Origin of the sequence: Streptomyces sp. HUAS 31, from assembly GCF_028198125.1 — a bacterium.
Lineage (GTDB): Bacteria > Actinomycetota > Actinomycetes > Streptomycetales > Streptomycetaceae > Streptomyces > Streptomyces chartreusis.
Map to the genome: position 1 here is coordinate 9116435 of NZ_CP116353.1, position 21783 is coordinate 9138217.

Sequence of the window (21783 nt, forward strand, 5' to 3'; positions counted from 1 at the left end):
CGAAACGATCGACCCGACCGACCGGCACGCGGCGAAAGGGCGTGCGGCGCACGAGGCGCCCTGCGGTCGGGATCGAGTCCTGCGAGCGAAGAACTACGGGCGAGTCGTGTCGGACCCGGGATGCCCCGGTGTCCGGCGGATGTCACAGGAGTGAACGCGCGAGCGCCACGGCCCCCTCCACCGGCGGCACTTCCAGGAGCCGTGGCTGTGCCCCCGGCACAGCCACGCTGTCGGCGAGCGCGGCGGTGAACGCGTCGTACAGGCCGGGCTGGGCGAGAATCGTGCTGCCGGCGATCACGATGTCGTCCACCGGCACCCCGCGCGCGGCGAGTTGCTCGACCAGCGCGGCCAGCGACCGGCCGCCCTCGTCGATCACCGCGCGGGCGAGCGGCGAACCCGCCGCCGCGGCGGCGAACACCACCGGCGCGTGCCGGCCCCAGTCCGCGGAAGGGCTCTTCGCGCTCTCCAACGCCGCCCCGAGCGCGGGCACTTCGGGAACCTGGAAAGCGTCGATGAGCCCGAGCGCCAGTGCGTCGGGTTCCTCGCCGAGGTCGTGCGCCGCCCATACGGCCCGTGCGGCCTCGCGGACGAGACCGGCCGAGCCGCCCTCGTCTCCGAGGACCGCGCCCCAGCCGCCGACCTGGACCGAAGTGCCGTCGGCCAGCCGGCCCACCGCGACGGAACCGGTGCCGGCGACCAGGCCGACGCCCTTGTCCAACCCGGCTGCGGGAACGAGCAGTTCGGCGTCGCCGACCACCGACGCGGGCGCGTCGAAGTGCAGTTGGAGAGCGGTACGGATCTGGGCGCACTGGCGCGAGGTCTCGCAGGCGTGCCCGCCCACCGAGAGGGCGGCCGGACGCACCCCCTTCGGCAGGGCGCCGGCGACGAGCGCCGCCAGCCATCCGGCGGCGGCCACCGGATCGTGCGGCCGCCAGCCACTGCTCGTCCGGACGTGATCGGCGACCAGGTCGTCCCCCGCGTACGCGCGGAGATGCGTCTTGGTGCCGCCGACGTCGATACCGATCACGAGGGGCGTGAAGTCCTGCACGGAACCTCTCTCGTCGTTGCGCCGGCGCAGGCGGTTCGGCAGCGCCCCGGAAGGGTGCGAGGCCGTGTCGACATGCGGCTCCGCGGCGTGAGCGCGATCAAGCACGATGACGCCGCGGACGACCGACGACCCTGGGCGGCACAGCCGGCGAAGCGCCCTGACGGGCGAACCATGCCTGGAATCAAGGGAGTTGGTGAACTAACGGAGCCCCGGGACGGGCTTCTGGCGGACACGGCAGGCGAGTACCGTGAAGTTCGTTAGGAAGTTAACTAACGAAGTACAGTGCGTCAAGAGGCATCGCGCACTCGACCACTGAGCGGCCCGTGACCCGTGGGAGAACTGTGATAGACGACGTGGCGGAAGCCCCCCGCCTGACCGAGAGCGCAAGCGCGGTCTTCGCTGTGCTCGCCGGGGCGGGCAGCGCGACCCGGCCGCAGCTCGCGAGCCTGGCCGGCCTGTCCAAGCCCACCGTGTCCTCCGCCGTCGCGGAGCTGGAGAGCGCCCGGCTGGCCGCCCACTCCGGCACGGCCTCCGGCGGTACGGGCCGCTCGGCCGCCGTGTACGGGCTCGGGCCCGCCGCCGGGGCGGTGCTCGCCGTGGACCTCGGTCCCGCGCTGACCCGGGTGCGCGGCTGCGCCCTGGACGGCACCCTGCTCGCCCAGGCCACCGGGACCCGGGACGAGGCCGCCGAGGTAGTGCGCGAGGCGCTTGCCGCGCTGCCCGCCGGCGCCCCGCTGCGCGCCGTCGTCGTCGCCGTCGGCGACGTCACCGCACGCGAGAAGGAGGGCGCCCGCATGCGCCCCGCCACGGCCAAGGCCGGCCCCGTCTTCGACGCCATGGCCGTCGCCCTGCCGCCGGGCGTGCCCGTCCACCTCGAGAACAACGTCAACTGCGCCGCGCTCGCCGAACTGCACGAGGGCGCCGCGCGCGGCCGACGCACCTTCGGTTACCTGCGGATCGGCGTCGGCATCGGCCTCGGCATCGTGGTCGGCGGCGAGGTGCTGCGCGGAGCCAACGGCGCGGCCGGTGAGCTGGCCCGGCTGCCCTACCCCTGGGACGACGGCCGAGAGCCGCGCCACGAGGCCCTGGAGGAGTACATCGGCGCCCGCTCGCTCCTGCGGCGGGCGGCCGAGGCCTGGCCGGACGAGGACGGGCCGTGCCCGCGCACCGCCGATCAGCTCTTCGCCAGGGCGGGGGAGGGCCGGGCCACGGCCCGCGCGGTGATCGACCGCCATGCCGTCGACGTAGGCCGGCTCGCCGCCGCCGTGACCGCCGTACTGGACCCCGGACTGATCGTGCTCGGCGGCAGCACCGGCGCCGACCCGCAGATCCTGCCCGGTGTGCGGGCGGAACTCGCCCGGCTGAGCTGGCCCACCGAAGTCGTCAGCAGCATGGTCGGTGACCTCGGCACGGTCGTGGGCGCCGCCCGCCTCGCGGTCACCCGAGGAGTCCAAACCGTGACCGAGACCGCGGGGGCGAAGGATTGACGGCCTCCGACTCGATCTGCCAATGTCCGGACAAGCGCTTTCTAAGTCGGCCGGGACGCCGGCTTGGGTTGAGCATCCCGCCCGTACGCGAAGTACGGCAGCCGCACGAGGGCGTGCTTGTGCGACGACGGCCCTCATGGCCGGGGATCCCACCCGTCGAGGCGATGCGGCCGGGCGAGGCCGCGCCCCCGGAAGGCGAAATTTCCCGCAGAACGCACCCGTGCCGCCTCGGCAGGCCCCGTGCTTCCTCCGCTACGACGAAAAGGGATCGAAGATGACCAGTGTGGGTGTGCGGCGCTCTCGCCGACTCGGTCGCGGCGGTATACGCCGTGTCATTCCCCTCGCTGCTGTGGCCACGGCAGGTGCCCTGCTCCTCTCCGCCTGCGGCGGGTCGGGGTCCGGCTCGGGCGGAAACTCCAAGTCGCTGACGTTCTGGATCTCCACGGTTCCGGGGCAGGACGCGGGCTGGAAGAAGATGGTGGCGCAGTACAAGAAGGAAGCCGGCGTCGACGTCAAGCTCGTCAACATTCCCTACGACGGCTACACGACGAAGCTGCACAACGCCGCGCAGGCGAACTCCCTGCCCGACGTGGCGGCGGTGCCGGCGCTGGACCCGATCTGGTCGAACAAGCTGATCGACCTCAGCTCCATCGCCAACAACAAGAGCAACAAGATCAACGCCAACTTCCTCGCCAAGGACTCCTCCGGGAAGGTGCTGTCCATCCCCTCGGACGTCACCGCGTCCGGTCTGTTCATCAACGAGACGCTGTTCAAGAAGGCCGGCGTCGCCTTCCCGACCTCGCCCTCGAAGACCTGGACCTGGAAGGACTTCATCGCGGCGGCGAACAAGGTCCGCGAGAAGACCGGCGCCAAGTACTCCCTGACCTTCGACCAGTCGCCGTCCCGGCTGCGCGCCATGGTGTACGAGATGGGCGGGAAGTACGTCCACGCGGACGACTCCGGCAAGTTCTCGGTGGACGCGGCGACCAAGAAGGCCGTGAAGTACTTCGTCGGACTGAACGACGACAAGACCATGCCGAAGTCGGTGTGGACCAGCGGCGCCGACCCGTCGGCCATGTTCCAGAGCGGTGACGTGGTCGCCTACTGGTCCGGCGTGTGGCAGGTTCCCGCCTTCGCGGAGAGCATCAAGAAGTTCGACTGGGCCAGCGTCCCGACGCCGGCCGAGCCGGTGCAGGCCAGCGACGTCAACAGCGGCGGCATGACGGTCGGCTTCAACAACAACGCCGACGCGGCCGCGGCCGCGACGAAGTTCCTGTCCTGGCTGTATGAGCCGGCCCACTACCAGGCGCTGTGCGAGGCGTCCGGGTTCCTGCCCGTCGAGAGCGGCCTGAACCCGAAGTACCCCTTCACCTCCGAGGCGGCGCAGGCGGCGTTCAAGCTGTACAACGAGTCGATCCCGCTCTACGCCCCGATCTCCGGCTACTTCAACAGCGCGCAGACGAACTGGGTGCTGAAGGGCAAGAGCCTCACCGAGGACCCGACGAAGACGGAGCTCGGAAAGGCGATCAACGGCCAGCAGTCGGCCGACAAGGCCCTGGAGAACATCGTGGCCGGCTACAACCAGCAGGTCGGCGGCGCGTCATAGGCCACAGGGCCGGGCGGCGGAGTGCGACCCGCCGCCCGGCCCTGTACTCCACGTGATGCCGGGTTCATGGAGTGAGCCCGCAGCAACCCATTCCACCAGCACGGAGTCAGGAAGATGACAAAACGCGCCTCGGCCGTGTCCGCGAGTCCGCCCAGGAGACGCAGCAAGTACACCCTTGCGCCGCTCGTCCTCATCGCGGCCAATGTCGTGCTCTTCTCGCTGTTCTTCGTCTGGCCGGCGGTGATCGGGCTCGTCTACTCCTTCACGAACTACACGGGGGTGGGGGCGTTCCAGTTCGTCGGACTGGACAACTACAGCAACCTGTTCGGGGACTCCACCTTCTACGACGCGCTGAGCCGGACGCTGCTGTACACCGTGCTCGTCGTTCCGCTGAACTTCGTGCTCTCGCTGCTCATCGCCAACCTGGTCGTGAGCAAGCAGGCCAAGGGCTCGTCGGTCGCCCGTGTCATCTTCTTCGTCCCGTGGCTCATCTCGCCCATCGTCGTGGGTGTCCTGTGGCGATGGCTGTTCGGTGAGAACTTCGGACTGATCAACTACGTCATCGAGAAGCTCGGTGGGGACGCGATCGCGTGGCAGTCGAACGCGGACCTGTCGCTGGGCGTGGTGGTGATGGCGGGCGCCTGGTGGGGAACGGCCTTCTCGATGCTGCTGTTCATCGCGGCGATCAAGAACGTGCCCACCTCGTACTACGAGGCAGCCTCGCTCGACGGCGCGGGCCCCTGGCGACAGTTCATCAGCATCACACTGCCGAGCATCGCGCCCACCTCCTTCATCGTCATCCTGCTCAACACCATCAACGCGATGAAGGAATACCCGCTGTTCGTCTCCCTCAACAACGGCGGACCGGGTACGTCGAACAACCTCCTCGTCCAGTACATCTACCAGACCGGCTTCAACCGGGGCCAGATCGGCTACGCGAGCGCCGCCTCGTTCGTGCTCATGCTCATCCTGATGGCCGTCGCGGTCATCCAGCTGATCGTCAACCGGCGGGTGGAGAACCGATGACAACCACAGACATGCCACGCCCGGTCGACGGCGGATCCGGACGCGCCGCCTCCAAGAAGCGGCCCCGCGGCGGGCGCAGCGGCGGACTTCGACAGGCGGTGTCGGCGACGACACTGCTGTGGATCATGGCGTGCCTCTACGGGCTGCCGGTGCTGTGGTTCGTCCTCAGCTCCTTCAAGCCGGCCGGGGACCTGTTCTCCCTTCCGCTGACGGTGCTTCCGCACGACCCCACCCTGTCGGGCTACTCGGCGGCGTGGGACAGCGCCAACTTCTCCCAGTACTTCGTCAACACGGCCATCGTGTGCGTGATCACGACGATCCTCACGGTGGGGGCGAGCTGCTGTACGGGGTACGCGCTGGCCAAGTACGACAACACATGGCTCAAGGTGTTCTTCATCTGCATTCTGGCCACCACGATGCTGCCGTCCGAGGTCATGCTCGCCCCGGAGTTCCTGGTCGTCCGCGACCTCGGCCTCTACAACTCGCTCGGCGGCATCATCCTCCCGGCCGTGCTCACCGCGACCGGATGCTTCATGTTCCGCCAGTTCTTCCTGACGGTCCCCGACGAACTCATCGAGGCCGCCCGCATCGACGGCGCGCGTGAGCTGTCGATCTTCCTGAGGATCATGGTTCCGGTCTCCCGGCCCATCATGCTGACGCTCGCCATCCTGTCGTTCCAGTGGCGGTGGAACGACTACATCTGGCCGCTGCTGATGCTCAACGACCCCAGCAAGTTCACCGTGCAGATCGGCATCCAGAGCCTCGTCGGCGCGCAGAACATCAACTGGTCGGTGCTGCTCGGCGGTTCGGTCATCTCCATGATCCCGCTGATCCTGGTCTTCCTGGTGTTCCAGCGTTACGTCATGAACGCCAACATCAACGCGGGGCTGAAGGACTGACCGTGCAGATCACGCTCGACCGCGAGTTCGTCCGTGCGGTGGCCCGCGCCGCCGACCGGCCGGCCGTCCCGCTGGCGGCCCGCCCGGACCAGGAGCCGGCCGGTGTGTCCCATCGCGGTCTGGCGCGCCGGGTGAGGACACTGCTCGCGGCGTACCGTTCACCGGACTCGACGCTGCACGGCAGTGACGGGGCCGTCGCCGCCGCGATGACGCACCTCACCGCTCTGCGGGCCGTGCAGAGCCCCTCCGGTCTCTTCGCCGGCGGCGACAACGTGCAGTCACCCCCGGATTCCGCGTTCACGATCAACGACGTGTGCGACGCGCACGTCATCGCCGTGAGCGCGGGACCGGAACTGCGCGAGGCCGCGGACGTCCTCGCCGAGATCGCCGGTGCGGCTTGCGAAAGCCTTCGGACCGGCGGCGTGCACACGCCGAATCACCGATGGGAACTGTGCGCGGCGCTGGCCCGGCTGCACCGGTCGTTCGCGGACGACCGGCTGCTCGACCGCATCGACGCGTGGCTGGCCGAGGGCGTCGACATCGACGCGGAGGGCCTGTACTCGGAACGAAGCGCCAACTACGCCGCCCACGTCTCCAACCCTTCGCTGCTGTTGCTGGCCGACGTGCTCGACCGCGCCGACCTCCTGGGCGCCGTCGAACGCAACCTCGCCACGACTCTGGACCTCATCAGGCCGGACGGCACGGTGGAGACCGTCCACTCGCGACGGCAGGACCAGAACGGCCCGTTCCCGCTGGCGCCCTTCCTGCCGCACTACCGGCTGCTCGCGATCCGCACCGGCCGGGGTGACTTCGCCCGCGCGGCGCGGCTGGCGGCCGCCGACGGGATCGACGACCCCGACCTGCTCGCCGAGACCCTCCTGACCCCGGACCTGTGCCGCGTCCTGCCGGCACCGGCCGCGCAGACACCCCGGCGCGAGCGGTACCTCACCACCGCGCGCCTCGCCGTGCGCGCATCGGCCACCGCGCACACGGTGGTGTACGGCGGCTCCGACGTGCCCGAGCACCGGCGCATCCGCTCGGGCCTCGCCTGCAATCCCACCTTCCTGCGCCTGTTCGCCGGCGACGCAGTCCTCGACGCGGTCCGCCTCTCGCGGGGATTCTTCGACCTCGGCCCGTTCCGCGCCGAGGACATGCAACAACTCGCCGACAACCGGTACCGGCTCACCGAAACCCTCACGGCCGCCTACTACCAGCCGCTCCCACCGGACCTGCGACGGGACGACGGCGCCTACCGGGTGGCGGACGAGGGACGCTTCTCTGCCGCGATGGCCTTCACGGACCGGCCCCGGGACGAGGTCTCCCACACGACCCGCGTCGAGGTGGACCTGAGGGACGACGGTGCCGACCTGCGGATCGACATCAGCGGACCACGGGTGCCCTGGTCCCTCGAACTGACCTTCCGGCCGGACGGCGTGCCGGAGGGCGCCGTGCCGATCGGCGACGGACGCTGGTGCCTGACGACCGGGCCGATGACCTACCGGGTCGGTGACGACGAGATCCGGGTCCAGGCCGACGTCGAGGCGGGCGAACCGCTCGCCGGGCCGGACCGGAGCGAGGCACTGCGGTACGACCCGGGGCAGGACCACACCGTGGTGGGAGGCACCGATGCGACGACCGGGAACCGTGTCCACCTGGGCGGACTCGGCCCGCACACGCTGACCGTCGCACTGCGCGCCCGCCGTACCGCACCTGCCAAGTGACCCCGAACCACACCATGGCCACCCCAGGCATGAAGGGTTGAACCCCGTGCACCTCCCACGCCAGCTCGGCCCACTGCACGACCTTCCCGACACCCCCGAGGCCTACGACGCCGTCCTCGCCGGCGTCGTCGAGGAGGCCCTCGCCCGGCTCACGCCGGAGGGCGGCCTGGAGCACCCGGACTGCGTCGACGACATCGGCGACACCTCACTGGGCGTCACCTCCCTGCTCGCTCTCGCCTGGCAGCGCGGCAAGGACCCCCGCCTGCCGGAGGCGGTGCGGCGCAGCCTCGCCTTCCATCTGCGGGAGCGGGTGTACACCGACGACAACCCCGGCTACCCGAACCTCAGGGCCCGCGGCACCGGCCTGCCGTACGCCCGTTACGTCCTGGAGGCGGGCGCCCATCCCATCGGCGACTGGCCGAGCACCGTGTGGGCGCTGCTCCAGTCGGTGAACCTGCTGGACCTGGCGGAAGGGCTCGTCGGGGACGAGCAGCGCGCCGAACTCGTGCGGGTGGCCCGCGGATACTGGCGCTGGCTGACCGAGGCGACCTTCTTCAACCCGCAGGAGGCCGGCAACCAGGCCATCGGCTGCGTGGTCGGCGGACTGATGCTGGCCCGCCATCTCCCCGCTCCGGCCGCCGACGAGACGCGCGAGCGCGCCCTGCGCCTGTACGAGCGGGAGATCCGTGCCCACCGGGTGCGCGACCGGGGTGCCCTGCTGCCTCCCGAGCACGGCGGCGCCTACGACAACAACTACGGGCCGATCTCACTCTCCTTCCTGGCCCAGGCCCACCGCGTCAGCGGCGAGGCGGTCTTCGCGGAGGACGGCGACGCGCTCGCCCGCTACATCGACGCCCGCCTCCCAGGCGGCGGCTTCGACAACGGCGGCCCGCGCTACAGCGAGCAGCACAGCGGCTTCGAGTCGGTCCTCGGGCTGCGCTACTTCGGCGCCCGGATCGGCTCCGACCTCGGCCGCTACCGTGGCGACACCCTCCCCCACTGCCTAAAGGGCGTGGGAGGTACCCCCAGGGGCCGGCACGCGGTCAAGGCGGACGGCGGCATCGACGGGCACTTCGCCTGGATGCTGGTCTGGCAGATCCAGGACGCCACGCCCTGGCACCGCACCCCGGCCACCGCCCCGGCGCGCCACCAACTCCGCGCGGGCGGTGTCTCGGTCGCCTTCGACGACCGTATGACCCCGTCGCTGGTCGAGGCCGCCGGCACCTACTACCTGCCCGCGGCCGTGAACCGGCAGCACGGCTTCGGCCCGGTGACGGACGGCTTCCTGTTCTGCCGTCCGATGGGGGAGGCCAGGGTCCGGGACATCGCCGCCGACGGCCTGACGGCCAAGCTGGTCAGCAAGCCCGTCGTCGGCCGCGACCACGTCCTGCGCCATGTGCGGTCCCTGTACGTCACCGACGGGACCAGCCTGTGGATGACGGTCGCGGTGGAACGGCTCCCCGGGACGCCGTATCTGCTGGCGGGTCTGCCGTACGCCGCCGACGACGGCGACCGGGTGCGCCGCACCGCCGAGGGCGAGGTCACGGCGGCCGGTGAACTGCGCCTGACGCATCCCGAGTCGGACGGCGTCGACCACTTCGACGCCCGCGCCGAGCGCACCCAGGAGGAGGCGGCCTTCGCCCTGGCCGCCGATCCACGCGGCTACGGCAACCCCGACCTGGGCTGGAGCCACCTGGTCGGTACGACCGCTCTGGAGGCCGCACCGGCCCCCGGCGCACCGGACGACCTGCACGTCTTCGCCGTGCGCTACGGACCGGCCGGCCCCTTCACACCGGTCTTCGCAGCCGACGGCTCAGCGCTCACGGTCCGCACCGAGTCCTTCACCGCCGTGATCGGCGAAGCCGCGGGCGACGCCCACGGCGAGCCGGAGCTGACCCTGACGGCCGTGTAGGCCGCCGCTCACGCCCCCGCACGAGCCGTCGGCGGCTCGTGCGGGGCGGACAGTGCCGTGACCGGCACCATCAGATCGGCCCGGTCCCGGGTCGCGGCGACCAGCTCCGCGTTGGGCTGGTCCGAGCGCATCACCCAGGCCACCGCCTGCTCGTGCGACTTGCCGAACCGCTCGTGCCGGGCGATCAGCCGCCGCAGCCGCTCCGCCTCGTCGAGCTCGCAGAACCACACCTCGTCCAGCTGCGACCGCACCAGGGCCCACGCGCCCGTGTCCAGCAGCAGGTAGTTCCCCTCGGTCACCACCAGCCGGGCCGCCGGCTCCACCGGCACGACCCCCGCGATCGGCTGCTCCAGCACCCGCTCGAAGCCGGGCGCGTACACGATCCCGTCTTCGGCGTCCCCGCGCAGCCGCCCCAGCAGCGCCGCGTACCCCGCCGCGTCGAAGGTGTCGGGCGCGCCCTTGCGGTCCCGCAGCCCGATCCGCTCCAACTCGACGTCGGCGAGATGGAAGCCGTCCATGGGCACATGCGCGACCCATGGCTCCCCGGTGCCGTTCAGCTCCCGGACCAGGCGTTCGGCCAGCGTCGTCTTGCCCGCGCCGGGGCTTCCGGCGATACCGAGGACGGCGCGCCGGCCGTCCCGGGTGAGGGACCGGGCGCGGGCGAGGAGGTCGTCGAAGGTCAACGTCACACAGCAGAGTGTGGCACCCGCGCGGCGAAGACTTCCGGCGGTGTACCGGGCCCAGTTGGCCGTGCGGTCGCGGGCTTCCGTCATTCGCCTGGCCGAAGGTGCTCTGCGCGCCCACCCCTTTCAGGTTAGTTTGTCGGTGTTTCTGATCATTTCCGGCTCCTGTTGTCCAACTCGCCAGGACATGGGGCTCAGTCGCCCTACGGCTCGTAGGGGTGAGGGGTGGACGATGGCTCAGGGCACGAAGCCCATGCTCGTCGGTGCGGGGCGGCGCGACGAGGCGCTCGTGTCCGGCAGGCACTGGCGGGCCCGCGGCAGCGGCCTGCTCGCGGCGGTGGCCGCCGCCTTCACCCTCCTCCAACTCCTGCTCGTCCGGCCCTCGCTGGGCCTCGGCTGGGACGAGGTCGTGTACGTCAGCCAGGTCGGCACCGACGCACCGGCCGCGTTCTTCAGCGCACCCCGCGCACGCGGCGTCCCGCTGCTGGTGTGGCCCATCGCCTCCTGGTCGTCCTCCACCGTCCTGCTGCGCGTCTACCTCGCCGTGCTGTCCGGACTCGCCCTCTACCTGGTCCTGCGCGCCTGGCGGCACCTGTTCCCGGCCCGCGTCCTGGCCGCAGCGGGCGCCCTGTTCGCCACCCTGTGGGTGACCCTTTTCTACGGCCCCCAGGCCATGCCCAACCTCTGGGTCGCGTTCGGCGCCCTGCTCTGCGTCGGCTGCTTCGTGCGCGCCCGCCTCGACCGGCTCGACGACCGGGCCGCGTGGGGCATCCTGGCCGGCGCCGCCCTGATGTCGTGGATGCGGCCCACCGACGCCGTCTGGGTCACTCTGCCGCTGCTCGTCCTCATCGTGGCGGCCCGGCAGTGGCGCCTCGGAGCCGCCCTCGCCACTGGGCTCGCCGCCGGCGGCCTCCAGTGGATCATCGAGGCGTACGTCAGCTACGGCGGTCTGCGGGAGCGGCTGAACGAGGCCTCCCGCATCCAGGGCGACCTGGGCTGGAACCTCGCCGTCGACGACCAGTTGCGCAGCCTGGTCGGCAACACCCTGTGCCGGCCCTGCGACGTGGCGACGCCCCACGTGTCCGTGTACGCCTGGTGGTTCCTGGTCCCCCTGCTCGCCGCCTACGGCATCGCGGTCGCGGTCCGCGCCGGGCGCACCGCCCGCACCCTGATCCCGCTGGCCTGCGCCACGACGGCCGCCTTCCCCTACCTGTTCCTCATCGGCTACGCGGCCCCCCGCTTCCTGCTGCCCGCCTACGCCCTGCTCGCCATCCCGGTCGCCGACGCGGCGTTCAACCTGGTCACCGCACCGAACGGACGCCGGCGCCCCGCGGTCACGGCCGTGGCCGGGCTCGTGCTCGTCGGACATCTGGCCGTGCAGTACACGGTCCTGGACCGCACCGTGGACCGCACGACCGCCTCCCGCGTCGAGTGGGCCCGTTCCGCCGCCGAACTGCACCGCCTCGGCGTGCGCCCGCCCTGCCTGCTCACCGGGCACGAGGCCATCCCCGTCGCCTACTACACGGGCTGCCACTCCGGTTCGACGGGCGGCCACAACGGCAACATCACCAGGGCCGAGATCCTGGACACCGCCCGCCGTCTCCCGGTCGGCGTGCTCACGGCGCCCGGCCGCACACCGCCCGACCACGCCCGGGACTGGAAGCTCCACCGCCTCGACGGAATGGACGTCCGCATCGCCCCGGCGCCCCTCGCGGGCGGAACGGCATGACGTCGCAGGAGATCCTCACCCCTCTGCGGCGCGGCAGGCTCTACTGGCACACCGCCCTCACCCTGGCCGTCCTGGTGGCAGTGGCCCTGCTGGCCCGGCGGCACTGGCCGGTGCTGGAGACCGGTGCGGTCCGGCTGGCTGTCGCCGACCCGGGCTGGCTGCTTCTCGCCGCCGCGGCCACCCTGCTGACCTGGCCGTGCTCGGCACTCGCCCAGCAGGGGGCGGTGCCGCGCCGGTTACCGCCCGGACCGCTGGTGGCGGGCCAGTTCGCCGCCTCCGCCGCCAACCAGGTGCTGCCGGCCGGGCTGGGCGGGGCCGCGGTGAACCTGCGCTTCCTCATACGCCGCGGCATATCGCTGGGCGACGCCGCCATCGCCGTCGCGGTCAAGGGCACCGCGGGCGGGATCGCGCGTGGCGTCCTGATCGCCGTACTCTTCGCGGCCTCCCCGGGCGTACTGCACCTCCCGCACGGCAACGGCGAATTCGTCGCCGGGGTGAGCGCCGCAGCCACACTCGCGGTCCTGGTGCTGGCCGGCCCACTGCGGCCCCGGTGCCGACAGGCCCTGACCGCGGTGCGGGCGTACGTCGGGGCGGTCCACGCGCGACCCGGGAGAGCGGCGGCCCTGTGGGGAGGCTCGCTGGCCTTCGTGGTCCTGCACTGCGCCGTGCTGATCGCCGTCACCCGAGCCGTCGCCATGCCCCTCGCCCCGGCACGGGTGGCGCTGCTCTATCTCGCCGCGAGCAGTGCCGCCGCACTGCTGCCCACGCCCGGCGGCATCGGCTCGCTCGACGCCGTGCTCGCCTTCGCGCTCACCACCACGGGCGCCACGGCGACGGCGGCCGCCTCGGCCGTCCTCGGCTACCGGTTGCTGACGGTGTGGCTGCCGCTGCTTCCCGGGCTGGGGGTGCTCGCGGCCCTCGTCCGGCGCCGGGCCCTGTGAGCCCCAAAGGCGTTTCCGGGCAGGCCGGTTCAGGTGTCCTTGGACCAACGGTTGCCCCGGGACCTGCGGTTCTGTAACGGCAGCCTCACCACCCCGGGCCGGTCAGCCCCGTATCCCCACCTCCCGGTGCCACTTGACGAACTGCTTGTCCGGATCGCCGGTGTACGCCCACGGAGCCCGCGTGGCCCGATGCCCCAGCATCCGGAACAGGGCCGCGGCGATGTCATGGACACCCGCGTGACAGGCCGCATGGGCCAGGTAGTTGAGGTCGCGCAGCTCGCCCGGCGCCACGTCGTTCCCGGAGCGGCCCATGATCCAGCGGTCCCAGGTGCGGCGTACGTCGCTGACGGCGCCGTCGTTGCTCCAGTGCTGGCCGATCCCCATGGAGGAGTGCTGGCCCTTGGCCGCGTCCAGGGCGTACCGGAACTCCTCGACCCGGGCGTACTGCACGAGCACCGGCAGCGGACAGCCGGACGGTGCCACCCCGGCCGCGTCGCGGGCGAAGTCGTACATCAGGCCGTGTGTGCCGTGCCAGCGCGAGGAGTAGTAGTGGAGCACCTGCAGATGACCCTCCACGCTGAACGGGTCACGGCCGTGCAACTCGTCCCACCAGCGCCCCAGTTCCTGCCGCCGCACCCCCTTCGGATACAGCCGGGCCACCGAGATCAGCGAGATCCACGGCGTCGGATCGTCCGGATAGGAGTCGGCGGCCTTCAGGCACGACAGCACCGCGGTGTCGATGCGATGCGTGTCGATCGGCACGCCCCGGCCCGCGCTGATGGCCACGTTGAACGCCCGCGCCGTCTCCGTGGCGGCCCGCAGCACCAGCGCGTCACCGCTGTGCGGCTCGGCGGCCAGCCACGACTCCACCGTGGAACTGCCCGCGCAGGCCTGCGCCAGCAGCCGCACCCGGTGGCCCCGCGCCAGCCAGTCGGGCCCGGTGGAACGCAGCAGTTCCCGCAGCCCCTGCCAGCGGCCGATGACGATGTCCTGCCGGGCACTGGTCAGGGCGAAGTCCCCGCAGTCGGGGTCGAAATCGGGCGTGAAGTCGCGCCTGAAATTGCCTCGCGCCATATGGGTCTCCCTCAGAAGTCGGTCGGAAGACCCTCGTGGACGAGGGAGTTGTCGCCGCCGCCACCGGCCGGGACGTAGTCCGCCTCGACGGTCCGTGTGGCGTCCAGCTTGGCCGGCCGGTAGTAGTCGCTGCCCTGCCGCCAGTACCAGAGCATCGGGACGAGGCCGATCGCGATGCCGCCGAAGCCGATCGCGAGCGCCGAACCGCTCAGCTCGCCCAACGACTCGACGAAGATCCAGAACATGAACAGGGCTCCGAACAGCGGCCACAGACCGCCGAGCACGAAGTCACCCACCGACTTCAGCAGCATCTTGCGGTAGGCGACGACGGCCGCGAGACCCGTCAGCCCGTAGTAGACGGCGATCTGGAGACCGATCGCCGAGATGGCGTCGGAGAGGATGTCGCCGACCGTGCCCAACGCGTTGGAGGCGATGAACATCACCAGCGCCACCACGCCGACCACCGCGACCGCCACCCACGGCGTGTTCCACCGCTGGTGCACCTTCCCCAGCGCCGCGGGCATCGTGCGGTCCCGGCCCATCGCGAACAGCGAGCGGGTCACCTGGATGAGCGTGGTCTCCAGCGTGGCGATCGTGGACAGCATCACCGCCACGATCAGCAACTTGCCGCCCCAGCCCGGCCACACCTCCTCGCCGAGCACCGCCAGCACGTTCGCGTCGTTGTCCTGGATCTGCTTCGAGGACAGGATGACGTTCACCGCGATCGTGAACACCTCGAACAGCAGGAACACGATGCCCACCCCGATGAGCCCCGCGAGACCCGTCGTACGGCGGCTGTTGCGGGTCTCCTCACTGAGGTTGCTGGTGACGTCCCAACCCCAGTAGTAGAAAGCGGCGATCAGCGCCCCCGACGCGAATCCCGCCACCCCGTCGAAGTGCCCGAAGCCAAGCCACGACCAGTCGAAGACGTGGGCGCTGTCCGTGTGGAACACGGCGAGCACGGCGAACAGCGCGAGTATGACCAGCTCGACGCCCGACATCACGATCTGCGCCCGGACGGTCAGCCGCGCCCCGCCCAGCACCACCAACAGCATGACCAGGAACCAGCAGGCGCCGACCAGCGTCGACAGCGCGGTGTTCTCCGCGAGTTCCTCGTCGAACAGGGCCAGCGTCATCGAACCGGCGGGCAGCGAACCCGCCACCATGAAGATGGTCGTCGAGATCACCAGCGCCCAGCCGCTGATGAAACCGAGAAAGGGATGCAGGGTCCGCCCCACCCAGGAGTAACTGGCGCCCGCGTTCACGTCGATACGGCCGAGCCGGCTGAACGCCAGCGCGATGCCCAGCATGGGTATCGCGCAGTACAGCAGCGCCGCCGGGCTTGCCAGGCCCACCGCACCGACCAGGACCGCCGTGGTCGCGGCGATCGAGTACGCCGGGGCGCTGCCCGCGACCGCCATCACCACCGTGTCGAACGTGCCGAGGACGTTGGCCTGTAGTCCTCTGCCCCTGTTGTTGCTCATGGATGCGCTGCTTTCCGTCGTGCACGACGCGAGGGCGACGGCCCCTGCGCCGTAGGGGGGTGGGGGGTGGAACAACGCCACGAACCGGAGAGGGATGACCTCGGGGCAGGGGCGGCTGACAACGGGTGGCGGACACTGTACGCCGTTGCGTCGCGATGCAGTCACGCCGTGTGTGCGAGTGATGATAGCCACACTCTTTGAGGCTTCAAGAGCCAAGGGATCTTCCGCGGATACGTCCGTCGAACGGCATGACGAGGGACCCCCGGACGAAGTTCGCCCGGGGGTCCCTGATCGCGGTGGCTCAGTCCCCGATGCGGTCGATCTGCCGGAGCCGGTTCGTGGCGTCCAGGGCCGCGACCTTGTAGGACTCGGCGAGCGTGGGGTAGTTGAACACCGCGTCGACGAGATAGTCGACCGTCCCGCCGCAGCCCATCACCGACTGGCCGATGTGGATGAGCTCCGTCGCGCCCGTGCCGAAGCAGTGCACGCCGAGCAGCGTGCGGTCCTCGGGGGAGACCAGCAGTTTCAGCATGCCGTGCGAGTCGCCGATGATCTGCCCGCGGGCCAGTTCGCGGTAGCGGGAGATCCCGACCTCGAACGGCACCCGGTCCTCGGTGAGCTGGTCCTCGGTCCGGCCGACGAAGCTGATCTCGGGGATGGTGTAGATCCCGATCGGCTGGAGGTTGTGCATCCGCCCGACGGGCTCACCGCAGGCGTGGTACGCCGCCGAACGCCCCTGCTCCATCGACGTCGCGGCCAGCGCCGGGAAGCCGATGACGTCACCGACGGCGTAGATGTGCGGCACCTCGGTGCGGTAGTGCTCGTCGACGGTGATCCGGCCGCGTCGGTCCGCGGTCAGCCCGGCCTTGTCCAGGTCCAGCTCGTCGGTCAGGCCCTGCCGGCCCGCCGAGTACATCACCGCGTCGGCGGGGATCTTCTTGCCGCTCTCCAGGATGGTCAGCGTCCCGCGGGCATGCCGCTCGACCGCGGCGACCGTCTCCCCGAAGCGGAACGTCACGGCGAGATCCCGCAGGTGGTACTTGAGCGACTCGATCACCTCGACGTCGCACATGTCGAGCATCCCGGCACGCTTCTCCACCACGGTGATCTTGCTGCCGAGCGCGGCGAACATCGAGGCGTACTCCATGCCGATGACCCCGGCGCCCACGATCACCATGGAGCGCGGCACCCGCTCCAGCGCGAGAACGTTGTCCGAGTCCATGATCGTCCGGCCGTCGAACTCGACGCTGTCCGGCCGTGCGGGCCGGGTACCGGTGGCGATGACGATGTGCTCGGAGGTCAGCAGCCGCTCCTGGCCGCTGACCTCGCGCAGGGCGATGGTGTGCGGGTCGACGAAGCGCCCGGTCCCGGCGTACAGGGAGACGTGGTTGCGGGAGAGCTGGCTGCGGATGACGTCCACCTCACGGCCGACCACGTGCTGGGTGCGCGCGGTGAGGTCGGCGACGGTGATGTCGTCCTTGAGCCGGTAACTCTGGCCGTACAGATCGCGCTGGGTGAGACCGGTCAGGTACAGCACCGCCTCGCGCAGGGTCTTGGAGGGGATGGTCCCGGTGTGGATGGAGACACCGCCGACCATGTCGGGGCGGTCGACCACGGCGACGCGGCGGCCCAGCTTGGCCGCGGCTATGGCGGCCTTCTGGCCACCGGGGCCGGATCCGATGACGAGCATGTCGAAGTCGAAGTCGGGCACCCTCCGGAGTCTGTCAGCCGTGCGACCCCTTTCGAAAGGGTGAGCCGTGAACCATTGCCCGGGTGAAGTGCCCGGTCCGCGACGGAGGTTGTGCCTCCGCCCCGCTCCCGCCCGAATCGTCCCGCTTCACCGGAGCGATGTCGCGCGTGCGGGTCGATAATGCGGGTATGGGTCACCGACTCGCCGACGCGAGCACGCCGGCCCGGCTGGCCGCCCCGGACGAGGGCATCGGCCGGGACGAACTGGCGCTCGCGACCCGCAACCACGGCCTGCCCCTCGAAGCCCTGCGCCACGACATCACCCCGCCGGGCCTGCACTACGTCCTGACCCATTACGACATCCCGTACGTCCCCGAAGGCACCCCCTGGCCCCTCACCCTGGACGGCCGCGTCCGCCGCCCCCTGCGCCTGGACCTCCCCGACCTGCACAGGTTCCCGCAGGTCACCACCCGCGTCACGCTGGAGTGCGCCGGGAACGGCCGGGCCCTGCTGACCCCCCGGCCGGTGAGCCAGCCCTGGCTCGTGGAGGCCGTCGGCACCGCCGAGTGGACCGGCGTACCCCTTCGGCTGCTGCTCGCCGAGGCCGGCATCGAGCCCGACGCGGTCGACGTGGTCTTCACCGGCGCCGACCACGGGGTCGAGCGCGGCGTCGAGCAGGACTACCGGCGCGCCCTCCCCGTCGAGGAGGCCACGGGCGGCGATCCCGAGGTGCTGGTCGCGCACTCGATGAACGGGGCGCCACTGCCCCCGCAGCACGGCTACCCGCTCCGGCTGATCGTGCCCGGCTGGTACGGCATGGCGCACGTGAAGTGGCTGCGCTCGATCACCGTCGCCGACGAGCCCTTCACGGGGTTCCAGCAGGCCGTGGCCTACCGGCTGCGCCGGGACCCCGCGGACGCGGGCGAGCCGGTGACCCGTATCGCCCCGCGCGCCCTGCTCGTGCCACCCGGATTCCCGGACTTCATGTCCCGGGCCCGCGTGGTCCGGCCCGGCACGGTGGCGCTGGAGGGGCGTGCCTGGTCCGGGCAGGCGTCGGTGACGCGAGTCGAGGTCAGCACGGACGCGGGACACAGCTGGCGGGACGCCGACCTGGCCCCGGACGAGGGGGAGCGGTGGGCATGGCGCCGCTGGTGGTACGACTGGACGGCGGCCCCGGGTGAGCACGTGCTCAGCGCACGCGCCATCGACGCCGAGGGCCACACCCAGCCGCTGGAGCAGCCCTGGAACCGCGGGGGCTTCGTCAACAACCTCGTACAGCGCGTGCCCGTGCTGTGCCTGGACGACGAGGACGGGTCAGCGGGCGGTGACGGGGAGTAGACCGGACACGGGCCCGGCGTGCGTGAGGGCTCTGGATGGCAGGCGTACAAGGCCGCCCCGGGTGCTGACCTGCACCTCAGGGCGACCGGGCGGATCGTGGCGGGTACGGCTAGGGCAGCAGCTTGTCGAGGGCGGTCGGTCCCTCGGCCGCCAGCTTGCGCTTGGCCCATTCCAGGTTGCGTGGGGTGATGTCCTTGCCTGAGGCAAGCACGATGTCCTCGGGGGACACTTCGGTGCCGGTGCGGGCGTGGAGCAGGTCGTCCGGGGTGGTGCGGTCCTCGGACGGCCCGGACGCTTCGGGCTGGGACGTCGGCATCATCTCTGCTCCTCGGATCCGGGGTACTTCGGGCCCGGTGCGGTCATCGGGTCTGCTATCACCATTCAACGCCTGAGCGGACCCTGCATCCGGAGAGCCCTGAGGCCCGCCCCGCACCGGGTCGCCCTCAGCCCTCGAAGGGCGTGAGCGTCAGCGTGATCCCCGTCGGCGCCGTGTCCTGGATGTACGAGGCGAAGTCGGCCACGTCGTCGAAGGCGAAGCCGTACGCCTTGCCGTCCTCGGTGGCCGTGTGCATCGCCCCGGCGTAGTGGTTGGTCAGGTCGGTCCCGTAGAAGGTGGCCGGGTCGGTCGTCGGCTGCTCGGGGTGGCTGAGCAGGGTCGAGCGGTTGAAGCCGGCGCCGAGGACGGCGGCGACGGGGCCGGTCGTGCCGTCGTTGGGGGCGGCGAGGTTCCCGTCGCAGAACAGCACGTCCCGGGTCGACGGCTTGCCGAAGGACACCTGGGTGGGCCCGTCGAAGGTGAACCGGTCACCACGCACCCGACCGGTGAACTTCCCCGCGTTGGTGGTGACGGTCAGATCCCGCCCCGTGTAGGTGCTCCACACCTCGTCGATGTACGGGGCGAAGTAGTCCTTCGAGAACAGCCCCGCGTCCAGGCCGTGACCAGGGGCGATGATGCGGGTGTCGGCCACGACCAGCCGTGCGAACGGCTCGGCCTCGCGCACCGCGGCGAACGCGGCCGCACGGCCACCTGCCTTCAGCCTGCCCGTGGTCTGGTCCTTCGCGCCGGTCAGCCGGATGCTCATCGGCACGCTGAACATGTCGACCATGGTGGTGTTGCAGAACATTCCCGACGCGTTGTACGTGAACTCGGCGCAGTCGTGCAGCACCGGGTAGTTCGGGTCCGACTCGACCCAGCCCGCCGGGTACTGGAGGGCTGCGTTGCCGTTGCCGTCCGCGACCGCCTTGAACTTCAGCTTCTCGCCGAGCGCCACATAGATACGGCCCGACATGTAGGGGAGCGAGAGCCGGGTCTCGCCGCCGGACAGGGAGATGGCGTAGTCGGTGAAGCCGTCGGAACCGTTGTCCGACAGCGCGATCGGCGCGAGGGTCCCCTCGGGCGTGAGACGGACCTGCTTGCCGTCCTGGTTGCCGACTATGTAGAGGTGCACGTTCGCGTTGTCGAAGGAACCGCTGCCGTTGACGATCGTCAGCGGCAGCGAGCCCGCGGCGGCCGTCGCGGCGTTGCCCGCGGGGGTCCCCGCGAGTGCGTACGGGGCCACGGTGGCGGCGACGGGGACGGCCACCGCCGCGCCGCCGAGCGCGAACAGGAGCCTGCGACGACCGAGGGGGCGCTGATGACGGGAAGTCATGTGGGGGATCTCCCGGAGTGCTTGTGGGGGTACAGGAGCCGCGGCGGCGGCCGTACGGTCGGTCTGAGAGCGCTCTCGAAATGCCCTCGCGTCGACCATGGCCGCCACCGATGACCCCCGATGCTACGCACGACCCGTGTGTCGGCCAATGGGTCTGCACCAAGTCCAAATCGCGCTGACCTGTGAGAACTTGAATGGGCACGGAATGACCACATCCGCTTAATCCTTGCCTAAGGCCCGCTTAAGTCTGATGGCGATTCGAGAGCGCTCTCATGGCGAGGGAGCGGCTGTCCGTGAGTGGTGCGGAAATCCCTGGACGGACCTGCCGAAGATCACGTACTGTGTGGTTCCACGCCCTGAGTCGGACGGAAGGAGGCGAGTGCCGTGCAGTTCACCAATTACCCGCGCTCCCTTTTCCGTTGCCCCGGCGTGCATATCGCGATCTGACCGGGAGCGCTCCAAGCAGCCTGTATCCCGGAGGAATCCGTGACCGATCTGGTCATCCGTACGCTCTCCGCGAGCGACGCCCATCTTTTCGACGCACACCCCGACCCGCTCGGTGCCCGCGAAGGGCACGTGCGCACCAAGTTCCGCTCGGAGTGGAAGCGAGTGGCCCTGCGTGACGGCGAGGTCGTCGCCCGCGGCGCCTGGTGGGGCGGCCCCGACGACTCGGAGCCCATCAACATCAACTGGTTCGACGTGGCCGAGGGTGAGGAGGAGGCCGGCGCCGAACTCCTGCGCTCCGCCCCCTGGCACGTCGAGCTGGAGATCAACCTGCCCGGCGACTGGCGGGACGAGCCCGCTCTGAAGGCCGCTGCCGAGGCCCGGTTCAGCGCCGCGCGCGCCGCCGGGTACGAACTCCTGGTGGAGCGGTTCCTGTACCGCTGGACCCCGGACCTCGGACTGCCCGAGCGACCCGGACGCCTGACGTTCAGGTCCGAGCCCGACGACGCGGTCTTCTTCGACGCGCTGCGGCGCATCCACTCCGTCACCCTGGACGCGCACTCACTGCGCGCCAAGGAGGAAGGCGGCATCGACAAGGCCGCCCAGGAGGAGCTCGACTTCTTCCACTGGTGCCCGTCCCCGCGGGAGTGGTGGCAGCTCGCCCACACGCCCGAGGGCGACCTGGCCGGCATCCACATCCCGGCCCACAACCCCTCCGGACCGACCGTCGGCTTCATCGGGGTCGTCCCGGAACAGCGCGGCCACGGCTACGCCTACGACCTCCTCGCCGAGTGCACGAACTTCCTCGTCGAACAGGGCGCGGAGTTCGTCACTGGAGCCACGGACCGGGGCAATTTCCCGATGGCCGCGAACTTCGCCAAGGCCGGCTTCCCGGTGGTCAAGGAGCGGATCAACTTCCAGGTGAAGAAGTCCGCATAGCCGAGTAGCGGCATCCCGGCACGATGAATGACGGACGGCCCGGACCTCGATCGCGGGTCCGGGCCTTCTGTCAGTGCCGGGTGGCATGCTGGCCGTCGGCGTGATCGACAGCGG

General features: G+C 70.9%; 17 protein-coding genes. 10 read left to right on the forward strand and 7 right to left on the reverse strand.

The features are described 5' to 3' along the window. Nucleotides 1-142 precede the first annotated feature (142 nt). Nucleotides 143-1048, reverse strand: a complete 906-nt coding sequence (locus tag PGH47_RS39680) for an N-acetylglucosamine kinase (protein WP_271668265.1) — start codon at nt 1046-1048, stop codon at nt 143-145. A gap of 353 nt (nt 1049-1401) precedes the next feature. On the opposite strand from PGH47_RS39680, the gene PGH47_RS39685 reads away from it, so the two are divergent. The 6 genes from PGH47_RS39685 to PGH47_RS39710 all read left to right on the forward strand — a co-directional run bounded on the left by PGH47_RS39685 (nt 1402) and on the right by PGH47_RS39710 (nt 9699). Further along, nucleotides 1402-2535: an ROK family transcriptional regulator gene (locus PGH47_RS39685; protein WP_271667492.1), complete on the forward strand. Its 1134-nt coding sequence runs from the start codon at nt 1402-1404 to the stop codon at nt 2533-2535. Between the two features lie 274 nt (nt 2536-2809). Then, complete coding sequence (locus PGH47_RS39690; protein WP_030951689.1) at nt 2810-4141, forward strand: extracellular solute-binding protein; 1332 nt, start codon at nt 2810-2812, stop codon at nt 4139-4141. 114 nt (nt 4142-4255) lie between these two features. Next, nucleotides 4256-5167: a carbohydrate ABC transporter permease gene (locus tag PGH47_RS39695; RefSeq protein WP_271667493.1), complete on the forward strand. Its 912-nt coding sequence runs from the start codon at nt 4256-4258 to the stop codon at nt 5165-5167. Next, nucleotides 5164-6066, forward strand: a complete 903-nt coding sequence (locus tag PGH47_RS39700) for a carbohydrate ABC transporter permease (RefSeq protein ID WP_271667494.1) — start codon at nt 5164-5166, stop codon at nt 6064-6066. The genes PGH47_RS39695 and PGH47_RS39700 overlap by 4 nt, the downstream gene beginning before the upstream one ends. Nucleotides 6067-6068: 2 nt before the next feature. After that, entirely contained in the window at nt 6069-7787 is a 1719-nt protein-coding gene (locus tag PGH47_RS39705) for a hypothetical protein (RefSeq protein WP_271667495.1), read from the forward strand. A 46-nt stretch (nt 7788-7833) separates the two neighbouring features. Then, complete coding sequence (locus PGH47_RS39710) at nt 7834-9699, forward strand: hypothetical protein (protein WP_271667496.1); 1866 nt, start codon at nt 7834-7836, stop codon at nt 9697-9699. A gap of 8 nt (nt 9700-9707) precedes the next feature. On the opposite strand, the gene PGH47_RS39715 is transcribed toward PGH47_RS39710, so the two are convergent. Next, nucleotides 9708-10388 carry a nucleoside/nucleotide kinase family protein gene (locus tag PGH47_RS39715; protein ID WP_271667497.1) on the reverse strand — a complete coding sequence of 227 codons (681 nt, stop codon included), beginning with the start codon at nt 10386-10388 and terminating at the stop codon, nt 9708-9710. A 226-nt stretch (nt 10389-10614) separates the two neighbouring features. On the opposite strand from PGH47_RS39715, the gene PGH47_RS39720 reads away from it, so the two are divergent. Then, a complete protein-coding gene (locus PGH47_RS39720) occupies nt 10615-12111 on the forward strand; it encodes a hypothetical protein (RefSeq protein ID WP_271667498.1) in 1497 nt (498 codons plus the stop codon). Beyond that, nucleotides 12108-13052: a lysylphosphatidylglycerol synthase transmembrane domain-containing protein gene (locus PGH47_RS39725; protein ID WP_271667499.1), complete on the forward strand. Its 945-nt coding sequence runs from the start codon at nt 12108-12110 to the stop codon at nt 13050-13052. Before PGH47_RS39720 ends, PGH47_RS39725 begins: the two co-directional genes overlap by 4 nt. A gap of 102 nt (nt 13053-13154) precedes the next feature. On the opposite strand, the gene PGH47_RS39730 is transcribed toward PGH47_RS39725, so the two are convergent. The 3 genes from PGH47_RS39730 to sthA all read right to left on the reverse strand — a co-directional run bounded on the left by PGH47_RS39730 (nt 13155) and on the right by sthA (nt 17321). Then, a complete protein-coding gene (locus PGH47_RS39730; protein WP_271667500.1) occupies nt 13155-14126 on the reverse strand; it encodes a hypothetical protein in 972 nt (323 codons plus the stop codon). 11 nt (nt 14127-14137) lie between these two features. Next, nucleotides 14138-15610 (reverse strand): APC family permease, encoded by a 1473-nt coding sequence (locus PGH47_RS39735; RefSeq protein ID WP_271667501.1) that lies wholly within the window; start codon nt 15608-15610, stop codon nt 14138-14140. Nucleotides 15611-15911: 301 nt separating this feature from the next. Further along, nucleotides 15912-17321 carry a Si-specific NAD(P)(+) transhydrogenase gene (sthA, locus tag PGH47_RS39740; protein ID WP_271667502.1) on the reverse strand — a complete coding sequence of 470 codons (1410 nt, stop codon included), beginning with the start codon at nt 17319-17321 and terminating at the stop codon, nt 15912-15914. A 167-nt stretch (nt 17322-17488) separates the two neighbouring features. Between sthA and PGH47_RS39745 the strand changes: the two genes are divergently transcribed. Continuing rightward, on the forward strand, nt 17489-18637 hold the full coding sequence (locus PGH47_RS39745) for a sulfite oxidase (RefSeq protein ID WP_271667503.1): 1149 nt from the start codon (nt 17489-17491) through the stop codon (nt 18635-18637). Nucleotides 18638-18746: 109 nt separating this feature from the next. On the opposite strand, the gene PGH47_RS39750 is transcribed toward PGH47_RS39745, so the two are convergent. Continuing rightward, a complete protein-coding gene (locus tag PGH47_RS39750) occupies nt 18747-18953 on the reverse strand; it encodes a hypothetical protein (protein ID WP_107911136.1) in 207 nt (68 codons plus the stop codon). Nucleotides 18954-19080: 127 nt separating this feature from the next. Continuing rightward, nucleotides 19081-20286, reverse strand: a complete 1206-nt coding sequence (locus PGH47_RS39755; RefSeq protein ID WP_271667504.1) for a beta-1,3-glucanase family protein — start codon at nt 20284-20286, stop codon at nt 19081-19083. A 486-nt stretch (nt 20287-20772) separates the two neighbouring features. On the opposite strand from PGH47_RS39755, the gene PGH47_RS39760 reads away from it, so the two are divergent. Then, nucleotides 20773-21669 (forward strand): GNAT family N-acetyltransferase, encoded by an 897-nt coding sequence (locus PGH47_RS39760; RefSeq protein WP_271667505.1) that lies wholly within the window; start codon nt 20773-20775, stop codon nt 21667-21669. Nucleotides 21670-21783 lie beyond the last annotated feature (114 nt).